The organism is Pseudoalteromonas sp. S1610, assembly GCF_005887465.1.
Taxonomy (GTDB): Bacteria; Pseudomonadota; Gammaproteobacteria; order Enterobacterales; family Alteromonadaceae; genus Pseudoalteromonas; species Pseudoalteromonas undina.
Window position 1 is genome coordinate 22,885 of the sequence record NZ_PNDI01000012.1, and the last position, 17,811, is coordinate 40,695.

Sequence of the window (17,811 nt, forward strand, 5' to 3'; positions counted from 1 at the left end):
CCTATTTAACCAACTGCTACTATCGCTTTTAAAATATTATCACTAGGTGGAGCTACTGATACATCATGCATCACTCTCGCTCTAGTTATAAATCCTTCTTTTAAAATGAGTAAATTGTGTGCGGCTTCAATTGCTTTTTCTCTATTATGAGCAAATTCAGGGGTTTCTAAAAGAGCTGATAGTATAATCTCAAAGTTCGTTTGCTTATGCTGTTTGCAAAGTTTGGCAATAGGGTCATTCTCTATAGGGTATTCAGCTGCAGTATTAATAAAAAAACAGCCATTAAAGTTACCTAACTCTGAAACCTCATTATTAATCCACTTTTTCAGTCCGAAAAAAATTGCTTGCGCGACTAATATAGCACTTGGTTGTAGACATATTTTTTTTAGCCAAGCGTTAAAGCACATGTCGCGTGCGACTAAACAAGCACAAATAAGCGCATCTTTGCTTTCAAAGTGCTTGTATAAGGTTTTTTTTGCAATGCCGGATACAGCTAAAATTTCATTAATACCAACAGCGTGTATACCCTTTTTATAAAAAAGGCTCAGTGCCGTACTGATTATTTGTTGTTGTTTATTCATGATATTCCAAATTTGAGCAGTAAAAACACAGCTTGACATAGGTAGACCGACTTGTCTATATTGCAGGTGTAGACAAATCGGTCTACTTTTGAGGAGGTAATATGCATAGTGAGCAAATAAAGTTGGCATTAATCGCAGGTGTTTTTTCTACTTTTGTTTTGGCTTTTTTGGCGTGGCTAAATTATATGGGTGATTACGGTATTTGGTTAATGGCGCCATTCGGCGCAACAGCTGTGCTTGTTTTTGGCGTACCACATAGCCCATTAGCTAAGCCAAAAAACGTAATAGGGGGGCATATGCTGACCGCAATGATTGGGGTTGTTTTTAGCTATTATAGTGCTGATAGTGCGATCATGATTGGGCTGGCTGTGGGTATTGCTATAACTTTGATGATGATTACTAAAACCATTCACCCTGCTGCCGGTGCAAACCCTATCTTAATTATTGAGTCTAGCCAAAGTTGGGATTTTTTAATAATGCCAGTACTTGCCGGGACAGTGTTTATTGTGGTGTGTGGTTTTGTCGCGACGTGGTTTTTGCAGCTATTGATAGAAACTAAACATAAAAAAACCGCTTAACGCGGTTTCTTTTATACTGAGCACTCAGTGAATTACACTACACCGCGCGGTAGGCGACAGTCGTGATCTTTACGAGCAAGCTCTACTATCCAAAGCTCTTCTGCTGTGTAACCTTCTTCGTTCTCAGTGATCACGGTGAAAGGCGCTTTTTTCTGTGCTTTTACAGGAGCAGCTTTTTTAGTTTTTTTAGCGGGTGCTTTTACTGCAGCTTTTTTTGTAGACTTTCCAGAGCTTAATTCTTTAGTCAGCTCTGCTACATCAGCTAGGCGCATATTCTTGCCGCCATCAACGCTGTACCAGCCAGGTTTAGTTGTTATTTCAGGTTTTTTACCGTTGGCAGCTTCATATGCAGCTTCAAAGGCAGATAACACTTCTGTTTTGTCTAGTTTGCTCATCAGAGACCCTATACGTTGTTTACACAGATAAAGAAGAGGTATTTATACCTATTTTAGAACTGTTTTTCAATTTTTTGCGATTTTCCTTTCATTTTTAGCGCATAACCGCCAAAATTTGTACAAAATTCAGTGCAAAGTAAGGTAAGTAGTATGCAACGTAGAGAATTTAATCAACTATTAAATACCCTGTTAAAGCCAGAAACCATTAACGATTTTTGTCCAAACGGACTTCAGGTAGAAGGTAAAGATGAGATACGCACCATAGTAACGGGTGTAACGGCAAGCCAAGCACTTATTGATGCCGCGATTGAAAAAAATGCCGATGCCATTTTGGTACACCATGGCTATTTTTGGAAAGGCGAGTCACAACCTATCATTGGCATGAAAAAACGTCGTGTGGCTGCACTTTTAGCTAACGACATCAATTTATTTGCTTATCATTTGCCATTAGATATTCACCCTGAAATCGGCAACAACGCTCAGCTAGCGCAATTACTCGATATTGAGATTGAAGCAGGTTTAGAGCCAGTCAATAACAGTGTCGCGATGAAAGGGCGGTTAAAAACGCCGCTAACGGGGTGCGAATTTGCTAAAAAAATAAACCAAGTGCTTAATCGCGAGCCTCTGACAAGTTTAGTGCGTAATGATAAAATTGAAACTATTGCCCTGTGCACTGGTGGCGGGCAAGGCTATATAGATTTAGCAGCTGAGCAGGGGCTAGATGCTTACTTAACCGGTGAAGCGTCAGAACAAACAATACATAGCTCTCGCGAGCAAAATATCGACTTTTTTGCTGCTGGCCACCACGCCACAGAGCGATACGGTATTAAAGCGCTGGGTGAATACCTTGCTGATAAATATGGCTTTGATGTAACATTTATTGATATAGACAACCCAGTGTAAGCTTTGCCGTAAATACAATGCCGTCTAAGTAACCTATTCATACTTAACTTGAGTAGGTTCTTTAAAATCTAAAGTTAAAATAACTTATTACTTTAATATGTTATAAAGAGTTTCCGCTGAGGTTAAAACCCATCAACAATAAAAAATCAAAGGGCTTCAGGATTTATTGTACGACGTATTTTTATCCATGTATCGCCAAGTACTTCATGGGCAAATTGAGTCACTACTAGTAATGCTTTTGCGTTGGGTATGAGTTGCTTATACCAAGGGTACGCTGCAAAGTTGTGGTAGTCAGTTGCTGCGGGGATCACAGTGATGCCTTGAGCATTAAATAAATTTATTGCTCTGGGCATATGGCTTACAGAAGTAACTAAAACGGTATTATAGTCAACAAGTTTTGAGGCTAAAAATGCGGCTTCTTGCGCTGTGTCCATTGCGTTTGGATTTTGTACAATGCGACTTTTATTCATACCCAAGCTAATTGCCGTTTTATACATAAGTGCGCTGTTGGTGACTTTTTCATAACCCCCACCTGATACAATTAACTGAGCTCGCGGATATATATTAGCGAGCCTAATACCTTCCACTAAACGTGTTAATGCACAATTTCCTAGCTGGCTGTTAGCACTAAGGGCTGGGTTAGGGTTTATGTCGCAGCCAAGTACCACAATTTTATCTATGCTAGGGTGCTCATTGATACTAAAAGCCAATGAAGTAGGTTGATTATGTTTAATCAATAAGTTGGCAACCCAGGGCGTACTGGCAAGTAATAAGGTTGCAAGACTCAAAAAAGACAAGGTAATAACAAGCTTTCGCTGTTTGAGTGCAAAAATAAGCAGTATTAGGCTAAGTAAACCTAGTAATGGTAACGGCATGAGTAAACCGCCCAATATTTTTTTAAGTTCAAACATAATGAGTAACACGGTTGAATATATTTACTAACATGTTACTCATAAGTTTTAGATTTATCGACCGTTATTTAATTTACAGGTATTTAAAAAATGACGGTAAACCGGATTGTCTTTCATGTCTTTTTTCATCGCTAAGTACATCTGACGGGTTAAACCAAGCGCGCCCAGTGGAATTGACTTAATTAGCCCTTGGCTTTCATATGGAGTAACTAGCCAATCAGGTAGGGCGGCTACACCCATACCTGCACTGACTAATTGAAATATAAGTAAGCCCTGATCAACTGTTTTAAGCGTGCCGTCAAAACGTGCATTTTGAATAAAATGCTTAAATATATCTTGGCGCTCACGGGGAATCGGGTAAGAAATAATCGTTTCGTTTTTTAAATCAAGCGCAGTTACGTAGGCTTTTTTAGCTAAGTCATGATCCGGTGCCACTATTAGCTTAAGTTTAAAGTCAAATAGGTGGGCGTATTCTAGTTTGTCGGGTTCACGCACATCTGAGGTAAGCACTAGGTCTAATTCATCATTTAATAAGTCTGGGATGGCGTCGTAACTAAAACCACGTTCGTAATCAATCTTTATGTCAGGCCAAAAATTATTAAACTCTTTAATAGTAGGCAATAGCCAATGAAAACAGGCATGACATTCAACACTTAGACGCAGTTGTGAGATTGGCTGATTTAAACTTTCTTTTAATCGGCATTTAGTAGCTTCTAACTTAGGTAATATTTCGTGTGCTAATTCAAGTAATAACATACCTTGAGGTGTAAATCGGACGGGTTGAGTTTTTCGTTCGAACAACTGGCAATCTAATTTATTTTCTAAATCTTTGATCTGATGCGATAAAGCTGACTGAGTTAAAAATAGCTCGCGGGCTGTATTAACTAACGATCCCGTTTCTTTAAGGGTCGCTATAGTTTTTAGGTGTTTAATGTCAATCATCTTTAATAAATCTCATGGGTATGGTGAGTATTGCTTAGATTAACTACATACTACGCTTATATAAAAATCGTTTCAACGTCTAGATGGCTATAAAAGTGAGGTTTGGTGTGTTTTTTACTGCAAACATTAAATTTATTAACTTTGCATAGTCAAATATTGTTTTGTTATTTGTTTATTGTTGAATTTAGCTCATGTTAAATCGGGTTTAAATAGTTAAGCTGAAATTAAAATAAAGCAGTGTGAATTTGGTTATGGAGTAAGTTATGCATGTTTAGCGATTAATGTGTTGTTGTAAAACATGCTGTTGAGGTTAGAATCAAGGTTTAATTGGTATGCTCTTACAAACGAGGTTAAATTATTAAGGTATTAAAGCGAGTAAGCACAGTGGTCAGTTTAATCCTAAATACTTGGTTGTAAATTCCAGCTGTGCCTAGCCATTAAAGAGGGCTGTGTATTAATGCTATGGCCTCTGTTGCTGTAACAGGTTTTGATTTTAAAAAGCCTTGCCCATAATCACATTGGGTTTTTTGTAAAATAGTAAGTTGCTCAGCGGTTTCTATTCCTTCTGCAATAACAATAAGATCTAAAGAAATAGCCAAGGTTAAGATAGCATCTATTAATGGGTTAGCAGTGGTTTTTAAGTTATCAATAAAGCTTTTATCAATTTTCATCACATGAATTGGCAGTTGGTGCAAGTAGCCTAGAGCAGAATAGCCTGTGCCAAAATCATCTAGGCAAAGCAACACTTTTAAAGGTGATAACCCTTGTATAATTTGCGTCGCTAATTCTAAATTTTCGATCAGTCCCGATTCAGTTATCTCAAGGCACAATGAGCCCAGTGGTAGGTGGTGTTTTTTATAAATACTATGGAGCTGCTCTACAAATTCTAAACTGGCAAAGTGTCGAGAAGATACATTAACCGTGACACGTAAAAAGCGATGCCCTTGTTGTTGCCACAAAGCAATATGTTGCGCTGCGAGGTCTAGTAAATGCAAATCTAAGTTAATAATTTGCCCGGTCTTTTCAGCAATTGGAATAAAGTCGTTCGGTGATATAAACCCTTTTTTTGGGTGATGCCAACGTACGAGAGCTTCAAATCCTATAACCTCGCCACTGTTAATAGTAAAGATAGGCTGAAAATACAGTTCAAATTCATTATGCTCAATACCGTGCTGTAAATCGTTTTCAAGATCTGCATGCGTTTTTAGCTTATTGCGCATCACGTTATTAAAAAATTTAACTTGGCCACGCCCTGATGATTTTGCCTCATACATAGCCGCATCTGATTGTTGCAATAATACAAATGCTTCATCGTCTACGCTGTCACTAAATGCAACGCCAATACTGGTGGAGGGCTGCAGTAAATGGCCATCAATATTAACTGGTTCAGATAGTGCCGTTTTAATGCGAGTAAGAGCATCGTTTACTTGGTCACGATGACTGAGGTTTTCCATAAAAATAGCAAACTCATCGCCACCTAAGCGAGAAAAGGTATCGGTATTGCGTACCGTTTGAGTAATGAGTTTACAAATAGCAATTAAAAAGTGATCACCTACTTCGTGACCTAACGAATCATTAATACTCTTAAAGCGATCAAAATCAAGATAAAGCAGGGCATGAAAAGTGCCTTTTTGAGCGCGGTTTAGGCGTAAAATCGCATGCTTCATTCTTTCAATCAGTAGCGAACGGTTTGCCAGCCCAGTTAGCTCATCGTGCAGCGCTTTGTGCTCCAGCTCTTGGCGGGCTAAATGCCTATCTATAACCATGCTTATTTGACGACTTACATAGGTTAGCAACGAGCTATCATGCTCATTGTAGTAATGTTGTTCGTCATAACTTTGTACAACAATGACGCCACTCATACGCTCATTAACTTTAAAAGGCACACCTAACCATGAATCAGCTTGTTCACCTACTAACTTAAAATGGCCTTGTGCAATATGTTCATGATATTGCTGTTTATTAAGTAGTAATGGTCGTTCATTAATCAGCAAATAATAAGAGGCTGTTTCTTTTAGTTGATCTTTGGAAATTATTTTATGGGTATTTGTTTGTACACCGCCTTCAACGGTATAAACAAAGTCGAGCGCATCTTCTTTTTTGTCGTACAACGCAATAAAAAAGTTACTTGCAGTCAATAAGCTGTCAATAATTACATGCAGCGATTTAAAAAACGTATCTAAATTTTGTGCTTTGTAGGTTAAGTTAGCTATTTGCAGTAGGCTGCTTTCTAATTTTTGTGCATTGTTGAGCTGCATTACTGTGTCTTGCAAGCTATTAACGGTATTCACTTGATTGATTTTTGCGCTTAATAAATGAGCTACCGTAGTTAAAATCTCTAAATGCGAACTAGTAAAGTAATTTTTTATTGGGTGCTCACAGTCTATAACCCCAAGCACGCGATCTTTGTATATTAAGGGGACGCATATTTCTGATTGGGCAGGGCGTTCATCAGCTATGTAACGGCTGTCTTTATTTACATCACCAATTATTAATGCTTGCCCTGTGGATGCTGCATAGCCTGTTATGCCTTCGCTAAAGCGAATGATTTTGCGTTCAGACTGATAACTGATATGTTCGCTTTCAATACCCATAGAAGCTACTTGATTCAGCAAAGATTGGCTGTCATCTGCTAAGTAAATAACGCAGTCTACAAACCCAAGTCGATTAACAACCTGTGTAGTGACATAACTAAAAAGCGCTTCTAACGTATTCAGTTGCAATAAACTTGACGAGAACTGATTGATTATACTCAATTGATCCGTTTTAGTTTCGAGCGCTTTAGTGGTATCGATAGTGTTCGACATAAGCAGCTTTGGGAGGCCTTATAATTATTATTAAAGGTACATACGTTAACCTAATATTAACGTTTCTACAAAATAAAACGTTAAATGAGAATCATCAAGTGTAAAGTTAACTTTAAATGTAGTATCTAAGGATTATTTCTAATAAGCCCTTTACTCGAAAACACCATATGCCTATGATCAGTTAACTTAAGCATTAGGACTTTACGATGACGAGCAAAATGACAACTTTAACGATTACTAGACCCGATGATTGGCATGTGCATTTACGCGATGGGGATCAGTTAAAAGATACGGTGCGTGACATTAGCCGTTATATGGGCCGCGCGATAATTATGCCAAATTTAGTTCCGCCAGCTACGTGTACAGAAACCGCATTGTCGTACCGAGAGCGAATTATGGCTGCAAAACCACAAGGGCAGTTTGAACCTTTAATGGTGCTTTACCTTACTGATAAAACGACGCCTGATGAAATAAAAAAAGCAAAAGCGACAGGTAAAATTTTTGCAGCTAAATTGTACCCAGCGGGTGCAACAACTAACTCGGATTCTGGTGTAACATCAGTAAAAAATATCTACCCAGTATTAAAAGCAATGCAAGAGGTTGGCATGCTTTTACTTGTCCATGGTGAAGTCACTGACTCTTCTATTGATATATTCGATCGTGAAAAAGTATTTTTAGACACTATTTTAGGCGACGTTGTCGCAGACTTTCCTGAGCTGAAAATTGTTCTTGAACACATAACCACTAAAGATGCAGTAGAGTTTGTTGAAAATGCCTCGGATAATGTAGCAGCTACAATTACTGCGCATCATTTATTATATAACCGCAACCATATGTTAGCTGGGGGCATTCGCCCACATTATTACTGCCTACCTATACTAAAGCGTAACATTCATCAACAAGCGCTAATGGCTGCAGCGACAAGTGGTAGTAAAAAATTCTTTTTAGGCACGGATTCAGCCCCACATTATAAAGATAAAAAAGAAGCAGCATGTGGTTGTGCCGGTGCTTATACCGCGCATGCAGCTATTGAACTTTATGCTGAAGCTTTTGAAGAGGCAGGAGCGCTTGATAAGTTAGAAGGCTTTGCAAGCCACTTTGGTCCAGACTTTTATGGCCTTGAGCGTAATACAGGCACTATTACCTTGGAGAAAGCGCCTTGGACAGTGCCGTCTAGCTATTCGCTAGGCGACTCAGAAGTAGTACCGATTAAAGCCGATAGTGTTATTGACTGGCAAGTTAAATAGTAAAGATTAAGCTAAAACCACCTAAACTAAGGTGGTTTTTTATTTTCAATTACCAAAAAAGCGTTTTGGAGGAACCCTATTTTAAAAATTTATAATCTGCTTATAAAAAACACAACTTTTAGGTTGTTTATCCTTATAAAAATTAGAAACTTATAAAGAAAGTAATAAATCGATGAATCTTCAAAAATAAATCCCAATTAATAGAGCTAAAAAAATATTAATGTGTTAACCTTAATTGGCTTTGAGTTTTTGCGTATTGAATTACGGTATTGTGCTGCGTTTAAGGTTACCGGTTTGGTTATTACTTCTTCCTGTACTATCACCTCCAGTTTTTTGGGCATTGACTCAGGGAGGATATTGCCATAATTATATGGCTGAATTTTAATTATTGACTTACAGGAAAATTTAGTATGTCGGTTACTGGTAAAGTAAAATTTTTCAACGAAGCTAAAGGCTTTGGTTTCATTGAACAAGAAAATGGTCCTGACGTGTTTGTACATTTCAGCGCAATCACTGGTTCTGGTTTTCGCACTCTTAGCGAAGGTCAAGCAGTGACTTTCAGCATCAAGCAAGGTCAAAAAGGCCCAGAAGCTGAGAACGTAGAAGTAGCATAATTTATTATGTGAACCTAAGTTCATCGTGGTGAAGCACTAACCTGTTTCACCATAATTTATATACATCTACAAAACTCATTTACTCCTCTGTAACGCCCTAATTCTTTTAGTAGCTATAATTCCTTTAAACCCTCATTTTATCTATATGTTTATAAAACTTCGTGCTTTGAGTATTTCATCGGCCAACTACATATTAGCTGTGCCATTACGTAAAATACTTAACCATATTGAGAGGGCAGATGAGTCGATAACTGCGTTAAAAATTTCTCGTCTAGAAAAAAACAAGTAAATTTTTTGCCTTGCTATCTACATAGTTTTCCTTTTTAAAAATAGCTCATTTAATTAAGCGAGTTGGTATTACTTAACGTTACAGTGAACCTATCAGCGTTATCACTGCAAATCCTATTGGTTAATAAAAGCTTAAAAGTGTGTAGGATTGGCATTCGTACCTATGAAAATATTAACAGTGGCCGGGGAGCGTTATATTAATTGGATGAAAAAACACAGGTGTTAATAAAAATGATTTTTTGTAATTACCTTCCCCCCCTTTGTATTGCTTTTTAATAAATCTGCACGTCATTATTATGATGCGATGAATAACCTAATAATAACGATTAGCTGTATTTTTGGTCTAAAAAGTCTTAAAAAAGCTTCAAAATGAATATTCGGGACAGAAAATTAGCTTATTTTTAATTTTTTTTCAGCAACGATTAAGTTAATTTTAAATGTTATATTTTTGTTTACATTAACGGTGGTGGTTATCGTTATTCTTACTATATCAGGGCTTGCAGAAATTGTGTTTATCACGTTAGTTATAATAATGTTAATTTTTTTGTTCGGGCCCAGTAAATATCTTACAAACAAGCTGATTTATTTATAGGTTATGCTAAACATGAAGTTGACATGACTTAATGCATTTAGCATTATTGGTAAGTTGATATCTATTAAAAGATATCAGGGTTGTCTTCCCCTTAGCGGGTTGATAATTAAATTATAAAAGTAACATTACTTAATTGGTTGGGAACTATGTCTGTTAAAATCAGAAAGAGTCTTGTAGCAACTGCGTTGGTTGGCGCTTTTGCATTTGCAAGCAGCAATGTGATTGCAGATCCTTTGAATGACGTGCAAAAAGCAGGTCAAACAATTCAAAAGGCTGCGGTTAAGTCTCAAACTAAAATTGACAATGTATATGGTCAAACTCAGGAGCTAATCGCTGAGTACCGTAGCATCGTTGATGAGACTGAACTTATGAAAGTGTACAACGATCACGTAGCACGTTTGGTCGCAGACCAAAACGCGTCTATCGCATCGTTCGATCGTCAAATCGCGACTATCGATAACACTAAACAAAACGTTGTGCCTTTGATGTATCGCATGATCGATACGCTTGAGCAATTCATCAAAGCGGACGTTCCATTTAACCTTGAAACTCGTCTTGGACGCGTTGAAAGATTACGTGAGATCATGGCATCTGCATCTGTAACAACGTCTGAGAAGTTCCGTCAGGTTCTTGAAGCGTACACTGTTGAAACAGCATACAGCTCAGCTGTAACTGCTTCTCAAGGTACTTTAGATGTTGATGGTCGTAGCATTAACGTAGATATCGGTCGTTTAGGTCGTATTACTTACGTAGCGCAATCATTCGATCTAAAACACGCTTGGGTGTGGGATAACAACACTAAACAGTGGAAAGAATTAGGTGAAGAATACCTAAAACCTGTTAAAGAAGTGATCCGTATGGCACGTAAGCAAGCGACACTAGAACTTGTTAAACTACCAATTTTTGGCGCGGAGTAATCAATAATGAAGAAACTATTTAAAGGTTTTGCTGTTGCAGCAGTACTGTCTGTTTCTGCCGGTACCGCGCTTAATGCACATGCAAATACTGACGCTTTAGATAAAATTCTTGAGCAAGTAAAGCAAGAGCGTATCTCTGAAGGAAAAATCAATAAGCAACGTGAACAAGAGTTCTTGTCAGATCGTGCTGATAAGCAAGCGTTACTTAACAAAGCGAAAAGCCAACTAGCTGCTGAAAAAGCACGTGGTGATCGTCTTAGCAAAGAATATGCACAAAACGAAAATACTTTAGCGGAAAAAGAGCAAGCTCTTCAAAACGCGCAAGGTACGTTAGGTGAAATGTTTGGTGTTGTTCGTCGTGCAGCAGCTGACGCGATTGGTTCAATTGAAGCATCTTTAGTAAGTGCTGAAAAACCAGGTCGTGCTGAAGTACTTCGTTCATTAGCAGCCGCTAAAGAACTTCCAACTGTTCGTGAATTAGAAGAGCTTTGGATTTCACTTCAAACAGAAATGACTGAATCAGCAAAAGTTTCAACGTTTGAAACTGAAGTTGCAGGTCTTGACGGTAACCCGTCTATGAAAAAAGTAACACGTATCGGTAACTTCAACTTAGTTACAGACGACGGCTACTTAATCTACTCACCAGAGACTAAATCTATCCAGCCTCTAGGTAAGCAACCTGATAGCTATATCCTTAAAGGTATTTCTGATCTAGAAGGTACTTCAGCTGATAACTACGCTGGCGTATACGTGGATCCTACACGTGGTGCAATTTTACGTATCAACACGCAGAAAAAGTCTCTTATGGAGTACTACGAGCAAGGTGCTGAAGTTGGTTACATCATCACAGTATTACTCGTTGTAGGTCTTTTAATCTTCTTAGTACGTTTCGTTGATTTAGCGCTTACTACTTCTAAGATCAAAGGTCAGCTTAAGAACTTGTCTACACCGAATACAAATAACCCACTGGGTCGTATTCTTAAAGTGTACTCTGACAACAAAAACCAAGATGTTGAAAACCTTGAGCTTAAACTTGATGAAGCGATTCTACGTGAAACGCCACGCATCGAAGCGGGTATTAACATCATCAAGATCCTTGCTGCTATCGCACCATTACTAGGTCTACTAGGTACGGTAATCGGTATGATCTTAACGTTCCAAACAATCACATTGTTCGGTACGGGCGATCCGAAGATCATGGCTGGTAACATCTCTCTAGCACTTGTAACTACAGCGCTAGGTCTAATTGCAGCTCTACCACTTATCCTACTTCACTCTATTGTTGCAGGTCGTAGTAAGTCGGTATTACACATCCTTGATGAGCAAAGCGCGGGTATCATCGCGACTCACGCGGAGAAGGAGAAAGCCTAATGCTAGTCCTGATGGAGATCTGGGAATCTATCAGGGATTTTGTTGGCACAGGCGGCCAGGTATTATACGTGGTCGCGATAGCACTCTTTCTTATGTGGGTTTTAATGATTGAGCGCTATTGGTTCCTACTTGCTGAATTTCCTCGTTTAACGAAGGAAATAGTAGCCAAGTGGGATGCCCGCCAAGACACTACGTCTTGGTACGCACACAGAATCCGTGAAGCATGGATTTCTGAAGCGTCTGAAAAATTAGATCAGCGTATGTTGTTGATTAAAACATTAGTAGCTGTATGTCCTTTAATAGGCTTACTTGGTACTGTTACGGGTATGATCGCGGTTTTTGAAACCATGGCAACCCAAGGTACAGGTAATGCACGTTTAATGGCATCAGGCATATCAATGGCAACAATCCCAACAATGGCTGGAATGGTTGCGGCACTATCTGGGGTATTCTTTAGCTCACGCCTTGAGGCAAGAGCGAGAATGGTGAAAGCCAAACTTGTAGATAGTATGCCTCATCACTAGAGAGAGAATTAAATATGGCACGTAAACAACGTTTTCGTGAAGAAGAAGAAGCAGCGGTAGATATGACGCCAATGCTTGACATCGTATTTATCATGCTTATTTTCTTTATCGTAACTACATCGTTCGTTAAAGAGGCTGGTATCGAGGTCAATAAACCAAAAGCTGCCCAAGCTACGAAGCAAAAAAATGCTAACATTTTTATTGCAATTCGCAGCGACGGTGCAATCTGGATTGATAAACAGCAAGTTGATGTTGAACGTGTTTCAGCAAAAATCGAAAGTTTATTAGCAGAACAACCTACTGATGTTGTAATTTTGCAAGCTGATAAAGAAGCAAAACACGGTACAGTGGTTAAAGTGATGGACCAGATTAAAGCGACAGGTGATAACCTGAGAATTTCAATAGCTGGAGATCAGTAATGATTCGTTTTCTGTTTTCACTGATTGCAGGTGGGGCAGTTACTTTCGGCTTGTTCTACTTCATGGCATACCTCATCTCTGGTGGGGCTGACCGTAATACGGAACAAAAAGAGCAGATCATAGTCGAAATTATGACGAATCCGCCTGAATCTAAGGTGCAGGAGAGGAAGCGTGTACCGCCTCCGCCTCCGCCACCGCCAAAGCAGCCGCCTAAACCGCAGCCGCCACAGCCGGAAAATAGCAACCCAAGTACGAGCTTGTCGTTTAATATGCCAAGCATCGATGTGGGAAGTACGGCCGGTGGGCTAAGTGGTCCAGGTGCATTTGGACGAGATGGTGATGCGACACCGATCGTTCGTATTGAACCAAAATATCCAACACAAGCAGCACGTGATGGTAAAGAAGGTTGGGTTCAACTTTCATTCACAATTGATGAGTTAGGTGGTGTGATTGACGTTGATGTAATCGACGCAGATCCAAAACGTATCTTTGACCGTGAAGCTAAACGTGCATTGCGTAAGTGGAAATACCGTCCTAAGATCATTGACGGAAAACCACAAAAGCAAGTTGGTTTACAAGTTCAACTAGACTTTAAACTTAACCAAGGCAACTAAGGAGGCGAGTAATGAGAAATTTTTCTAAAGTAACTGCACTTGCAATTCTTATGTCTGTGTCAGGTGTAGTATTGACTGCACCTGTTTTAGCGGCGCCAGATTACGCGAAAATTGAAGAGCGTAAGAAAGCAAAGACTAAAATCATGGGCGAACGTACTGGTAAGAAAGTAATTAAAGCGTTTGAATTCTATAATGAAGATGATGTTGATGGTGCAATTGCTTTATTGAAAGAGTTAGATCCGTCTAACGACTTTGACAAAGCAACTGTTAATCGTTACTTGGGCAGTATGTACGCTCAAAAAGAGCAGTACAAAGTTGCTATTAAGTATATGAAAGCAGCGATTGCACCAGATGTATTAAACTTTGCCGATCAGGCTCAAGGTTTAAAAACCTTAGGTGATATGTATGCAGGTACTGAACAATACAGTGCTGCCAAGCAAGCATATTATGATTGGATGGACTTTACAGGCGAAGAAGACCCAAAAGTTTACACTCGTATTGCGCAAGCAAGTTATGAGCTTAAACAATTTAATGAGGTTCTTGAGCCGGCAGACAAAGCAATTAAGTTAGCAAAAGAGCCTAATAAAGCTCCTTATCAACTTAAATTAGCTGCCTATTTTGAGAAAAAGCAATATCAAAATATGGTTAAAGTTGCTGAAGAAATCGTTCGTGTATGGCCTGAAGACAAAAAGTCTTGGGTAGGCTTAGGTAAGTATTATTTACAAACCGAAGACTATAAAAAAGGCCTAGCAACTATGGAAGTTGCTTACAAGAACGGTTACTTTGAAAACGAAGTTGAATACAAAGTTTTAGCTAACTTTTATTCTTTAAACGAAATTCCTTATAAAGCAGCTGTAACGCTTGAAAAGGCCGTTAAAGAAGAAAAAGTTAAACGCACTAAGCAAAACATGAGTGCGATTGCTAGTAACTACCATCGTTCGAAAGATATAGAGAAAGCTGCTAAGTACTACGAAGAAGCTGCTAAATTTGATAATGACGCTGAGCTTTACCGCAAAGCAGGTTCATTACTTTTACAATCTGAAAAATTCAGTGCTGCTGTTGTTCGTTTGAACAAAGCATTAGAGCTTGGCTCTGAAAAGAAAGGTACTATTTATTCAGATTTAGCTGAAGCGTTTTACTACCAAGGCAAGTATAAGCAAGCGCATGCTGCTATTACTAAAGCTATGGACGACCCAAGCACACGTAGGTTTGCAAAAGGTTGGGCTACATATATTAAAGATAAAGCCGCTCGCAACGGTGTTAAAATTTAATATTTAATGTACTCTAGTATTTTTAAAAAGCCCCATTGGGGCTTTTTTTATTGGAATTAACATGAACAAAACGCCTATTATTTCATTGCTCTTTTGTTTGCTTTTAGCATCCTGCTCTAAGCCAGCTGACTTATTTTCATCTTATGAAGAAGCACAAACCGCGTTAATATCACTTAATACGGCTTTAAGTGCGCAGCAGCATTCACAGATTACACAGCTTAGCAATGAGCAGCTCCCTTTTACAGATGCTTATTTAGAGCGTCGCCACGCCATTTATCAACAGCTAATGCAAATGCAGTTATCAGCAGAGCAAACCAATCAGGTTAATTATTTAGTTATTGCTGAGCGATTTCCAGAGCGCTATTTTGCATGGCCTGCACAAACAAATGTTTTGGTTAATATGCTCTCTATGGCGAAAAATGATGCCCAGTATAAAAATATTGAGCAATGGCTAAGGTTTGTAAAGTCTCAGCTAGAAGCTGCCGAGCAAAGTAATTTAAAGCTAAATAAAGTTGAACATAGCTATTTAAAAAAGTACGTGCAACAAGGGATAAATCGCACTAACACACCGGTTGAACTTAATGCAGCGTTGACTGAGTTAAACAATTATTTGGCGGACTATAAGCCAAGAGGCAGCATTGGGTTGTCTGGCCTTGCTAATGGCAGCCAGTGGTATCAAAGTAAATTAAATTATTTTGCAAATGATGTGCTTTCACCGCTTGAGTGGCTAAGTCGCATTGATAGTAAATTTAAATCAATGCAGAGTCAAAAACAGCACACAATGGTAGAAGCTTCAAATGCCTCACAGCTTACCAAATTACTTTTAACTGATTCTAAAATAATGGGTTTAGACTGGTCAACGGGTTATACGCTATTACCTCAGCGGGCTAACGCTACACAATTAGAACCTGCCGATGCGCAGCTCTATATGGCTATGATGGAAACTGATCTTGGGGTGCATTATCATGCGTGGACACTATCGCAAGCGCGTTTGAATTTACTAAAACGTTTAAATATTAGTGAAGAAGATGCGAGGATATTAGTTGAGGATATTATTTTTTATCCAGGGCAATCATTTAGTTTTGCACCGCAATTACTCAATTAAATTTAAGTGCGCTACTACTTAGCGCACTTATCACACCGCTGAGCAGCAGGGTCTCTTTCTAAGCGCTGCTCTGATATTTTCTCTTCACAGTCACAGCAGTAGCCATATTGACCAATATCCATTTGACTAATAGCTGCTTCAAGCTTATTCATTCGTTCAATTAACGGATTATACTCAGTACCTAATTGTTGAGCGGCTAAATCGAGCCACTCTTCATTGGATGTATGGGTTAGGATGCAGAGCAAATTTTGATGTGTAGGGTGAGTCGATTGTGACAGCAAACCTAATATAGTTGCTTTAACACTTTCTATTTCATCGTTTAGTCGTTGCTGGTGATGCATTAGCAGTATAACCCTTAAGTTAATTTGTAGTGATACTGCTATTATCTATTTAGATTTACTTAGGTGTTATGATTTGTATCAAATTGTGGCGCTTTCGCATACTTCTTTAACACTTCGGCTACTTCATCCTTGGCTTTTAAACGACGAATTTCATCAAATAATAGTCCTGCTTGTGGATATTGGCGTTTTAAATAACCAAGCCATTGTTTTGTTCGAGATGCGAAGTATTTAGTATCTTTGCTGGCTGTTTGGTGCATAGATGAATGAATAATATGGTGTAAAATATTTTCCCATGTCAGTTCACTGTAGCTTTCTTTATTAACCTGCGCTTTAATTTTTCTTGCTAGATCAGGATGTGAAAGAGCGCCACGACCAATCATCAAATCACGGCAACCACTACGTTTTTGGCATAGAAGTGCATCTTCTATTTGCCAAATTTCGCCATTGGCGACTACTGCAATTTTTTTATCTTTGACTAAAGGAGGGATTTTTTCCCAATAGGCGGGTGGATTGTAGCCATCGCGTTTAGTACGTGCATGTATTGCAATGCTGTTAGCACCAGCGCTAACAACGGCATCGACAATTTCTTGGCTATTACTATCATCATCAAAACCTAAGCGAATTTTAGCACTTACCTCATACTCATCATCAACGGCATCCCTTACCGTTTTTATAATCGAGTACATATGTTCAGGATCTTTGAGTAATACTGCACCGCCTTTGCTTTTATTGACAGTTTTTGCTGGGCAACCAAAGTTTAAGTCAACGCCATGAGAGCCTAAGCCAATTGCTTTTACAGCATTTTCTGCTAACACGTCGGCTACTTGGCCTAATAACTGAATGCGAACTGGAGTACCACTACGAGTGAGCCCCGCATTTTTAAGTTCAGGGCAATAACGGTGAAATACTTTATCTGGAAGGCAAGTATCTACAACACGGATAAATTCGGTCACACAAAGATCGAAGCCGCCTATGTCGGTAAGTAGTTGGCGCATTTTAAAGTCAACGACACCTTCCATCGGTGCTAAAATAAGTTTCATAGTGTGATTAATGTATTACTAAAAAAGGAGCGCCAGTTTACCTGTAAATGATAAATTGATAAAACGCTTATTAGCGTTCATAGAGAGTTAAATAACTTATTTGCAAAAAAATAGAAAATTTGAAAGTTTTTAGTTTAATACCGGTCTACTTTTATAATGATGTTCAACAAGTTTAAAAGGTAATTAAAAATGAATACAATAAAGAAAAACTCAATTGCATTAACATTAGGCGCAGTGGTTGTTGGCAGCGCAAGTATGGCGAGTACTAATGTTCAAGCTAATCCATTTGAGTTTCAACAAATGGTAGCTGGTTATCAATTAGACGCTGGTGAAGGCAAGTGCGGCGAAGGT

General features: G+C 38.7%; 18 protein-coding genes and 1 pseudogene. 12 read left to right on the top strand and 7 right to left on the bottom strand.

Annotation, left to right across the window (positions count from 1 at the left end; translation table 11 throughout):
- Positions 1-5: 5 nt before the first annotated feature.
- Complete coding sequence (locus tag CWB77_RS07115) at positions 6-581, bottom strand: TetR/AcrR family transcriptional regulator (RefSeq protein WP_138622072.1); 576 nt, start codon at positions 579-581, stop codon at positions 6-8.
- 101 nt (positions 582-682) lie between these two features.
- On the opposite strand from CWB77_RS07115, the gene CWB77_RS07120 reads away from it, so the two are divergent.
- The gene (locus CWB77_RS07120) at positions 683-1,159 is read left to right on the top strand and encodes an HPP family protein (RefSeq protein WP_138622074.1); all 477 of its coding nucleotides are present in this window, start codon (positions 683-685) and stop codon (positions 1,157-1,159) included.
- Positions 1,160-1,191: 32 nt separating this feature from the next.
- On the opposite strand, the gene CWB77_RS07125 is transcribed toward CWB77_RS07120, so the two are convergent.
- On the bottom strand, positions 1,192-1,554 hold the full coding sequence (locus CWB77_RS07125) for a hypothetical protein (protein ID WP_010388549.1): 363 nt from the start codon (positions 1,552-1,554) through the stop codon (positions 1,192-1,194).
- A 150-nt stretch (positions 1,555-1,704) separates the two neighbouring features.
- Here CWB77_RS07125 and CWB77_RS07130 point away from each other — a divergent pair, with 150 nt between their 5' ends.
- Positions 1,705-2,457 carry a Nif3-like dinuclear metal center hexameric protein gene (locus tag CWB77_RS07130; RefSeq protein WP_054201128.1) on the top strand — a complete coding sequence of 251 codons (753 nt, stop codon included), beginning with the start codon at positions 1,705-1,707 and terminating at the stop codon, positions 2,455-2,457.
- Between the two features lie 146 nt (positions 2,458-2,603).
- Here CWB77_RS07130 and CWB77_RS07135 read toward each other — a convergent pair whose 3' ends face one another.
- The 3 genes from CWB77_RS07135 to CWB77_RS07145 all read right to left on the bottom strand — a co-directional run bounded on the left by CWB77_RS07135 (position 2,604) and on the right by CWB77_RS07145 (position 7,117).
- Positions 2,604-3,368 carry a YdcF family protein gene (locus tag CWB77_RS07135; RefSeq protein WP_171043257.1) on the bottom strand — a complete coding sequence of 255 codons (765 nt, stop codon included), beginning with the start codon at positions 3,366-3,368 and terminating at the stop codon, positions 2,604-2,606.
- Between the two features lie 54 nt (positions 3,369-3,422).
- Complete coding sequence (locus tag CWB77_RS07140) at positions 3,423-4,310, bottom strand: LysR family transcriptional regulator (RefSeq protein WP_138622078.1); 888 nt, start codon at positions 4,308-4,310, stop codon at positions 3,423-3,425.
- 437 nt (positions 4,311-4,747) lie between these two features.
- A complete protein-coding gene (locus CWB77_RS07145; protein WP_138622080.1) occupies positions 4,748-7,117 on the bottom strand; it encodes an EAL domain-containing protein in 2,370 nt (789 codons plus the stop codon).
- Positions 7,118-7,323: 206 nt separating this feature from the next.
- Between CWB77_RS07145 and pyrC the strand changes: the two genes are divergently transcribed.
- From pyrC to CWB77_RS07190, 9 genes are all read left to right on the top strand, one after another.
- A complete protein-coding gene (gene pyrC, locus CWB77_RS07150) occupies positions 7,324-8,364 on the top strand; it encodes a dihydroorotase (protein ID WP_138622082.1) in 1,041 nt (346 codons plus the stop codon).
- Between the two features lie 410 nt (positions 8,365-8,774).
- Positions 8,775-8,978: a cold-shock protein gene (locus tag CWB77_RS07155; protein ID WP_004588138.1), complete on the top strand. Its 204-nt coding sequence runs from the start codon at positions 8,775-8,777 to the stop codon at positions 8,976-8,978.
- Positions 8,979-10,004: 1,026 nt separating this feature from the next.
- Positions 10,005-10,775, top strand: a complete 771-nt coding sequence (locus CWB77_RS07160; RefSeq protein WP_013465204.1) for a DUF3450 domain-containing protein — start codon at positions 10,005-10,007, stop codon at positions 10,773-10,775.
- A 6-nt stretch (positions 10,776-10,781) separates the two neighbouring features.
- Positions 10,782-12,146, top strand: coding sequence for a MotA/TolQ/ExbB proton channel family protein (locus CWB77_RS07165; RefSeq protein WP_010388563.1), 1,365 nt, complete (start codon positions 10,782-10,784; stop codon positions 12,144-12,146).
- Positions 12,146-12,670 (top strand): MotA/TolQ/ExbB proton channel family protein, encoded by a 525-nt coding sequence (locus tag CWB77_RS07170; protein ID WP_010388565.1) that lies wholly within the window; start codon positions 12,146-12,148, stop codon positions 12,668-12,670. The genes CWB77_RS07165 and CWB77_RS07170 overlap by 1 nt, the downstream gene beginning before the upstream one ends.
- 14 nt (positions 12,671-12,684) lie before the next feature.
- Positions 12,685-13,089, top strand: a complete 405-nt coding sequence (locus CWB77_RS07175) for an ExbD/TolR family protein (protein ID WP_006792384.1) — start codon at positions 12,685-12,687, stop codon at positions 13,087-13,089.
- Complete coding sequence (locus CWB77_RS07180; protein ID WP_010388569.1) at positions 13,089-13,703, top strand: energy transducer TonB; 615 nt, start codon at positions 13,089-13,091, stop codon at positions 13,701-13,703. Before CWB77_RS07175 ends, CWB77_RS07180 begins: the two co-directional genes overlap by 1 nt.
- Before the next feature lie 11 nt (positions 13,704-13,714).
- Positions 13,715-14,974 (top strand): tetratricopeptide repeat protein, encoded by a 1,260-nt coding sequence (locus tag CWB77_RS07185; protein ID WP_055012926.1) that lies wholly within the window; start codon positions 13,715-13,717, stop codon positions 14,972-14,974.
- Positions 14,975-15,035: 61 nt separating this feature from the next.
- Positions 15,036-16,079 carry a DUF885 domain-containing protein gene (locus tag CWB77_RS07190; protein WP_138622084.1) on the top strand — a complete coding sequence of 348 codons (1,044 nt, stop codon included), beginning with the start codon at positions 15,036-15,038 and terminating at the stop codon, positions 16,077-16,079.
- Positions 16,080-16,093: 14 nt separating this feature from the next.
- Here CWB77_RS07190 and CWB77_RS07195 read toward each other — a convergent pair whose 3' ends face one another.
- Entirely contained in the window at positions 16,094-16,420 is a 327-nt protein-coding gene (locus CWB77_RS07195; protein WP_010388576.1) for a TraR/DksA family transcriptional regulator, read from the bottom strand.
- A gap of 59 nt (positions 16,421-16,479) precedes the next feature.
- A complete protein-coding gene (locus CWB77_RS07200) occupies positions 16,480-17,460 on the bottom strand; it encodes a tRNA-dihydrouridine synthase (RefSeq protein WP_138622087.1) in 981 nt (326 codons plus the stop codon).
- Positions 17,461-17,649: 189 nt separating this feature from the next.
- On the opposite strand from CWB77_RS07200, the pseudogene CWB77_RS18810 reads away from it, so the two are divergent.
- Positions 17,650-17,811 (top strand): annotated as a pseudogene (locus CWB77_RS18810) (HvfA family oxazolone/thioamide-modified RiPP metallophore); the annotation flags it as partial.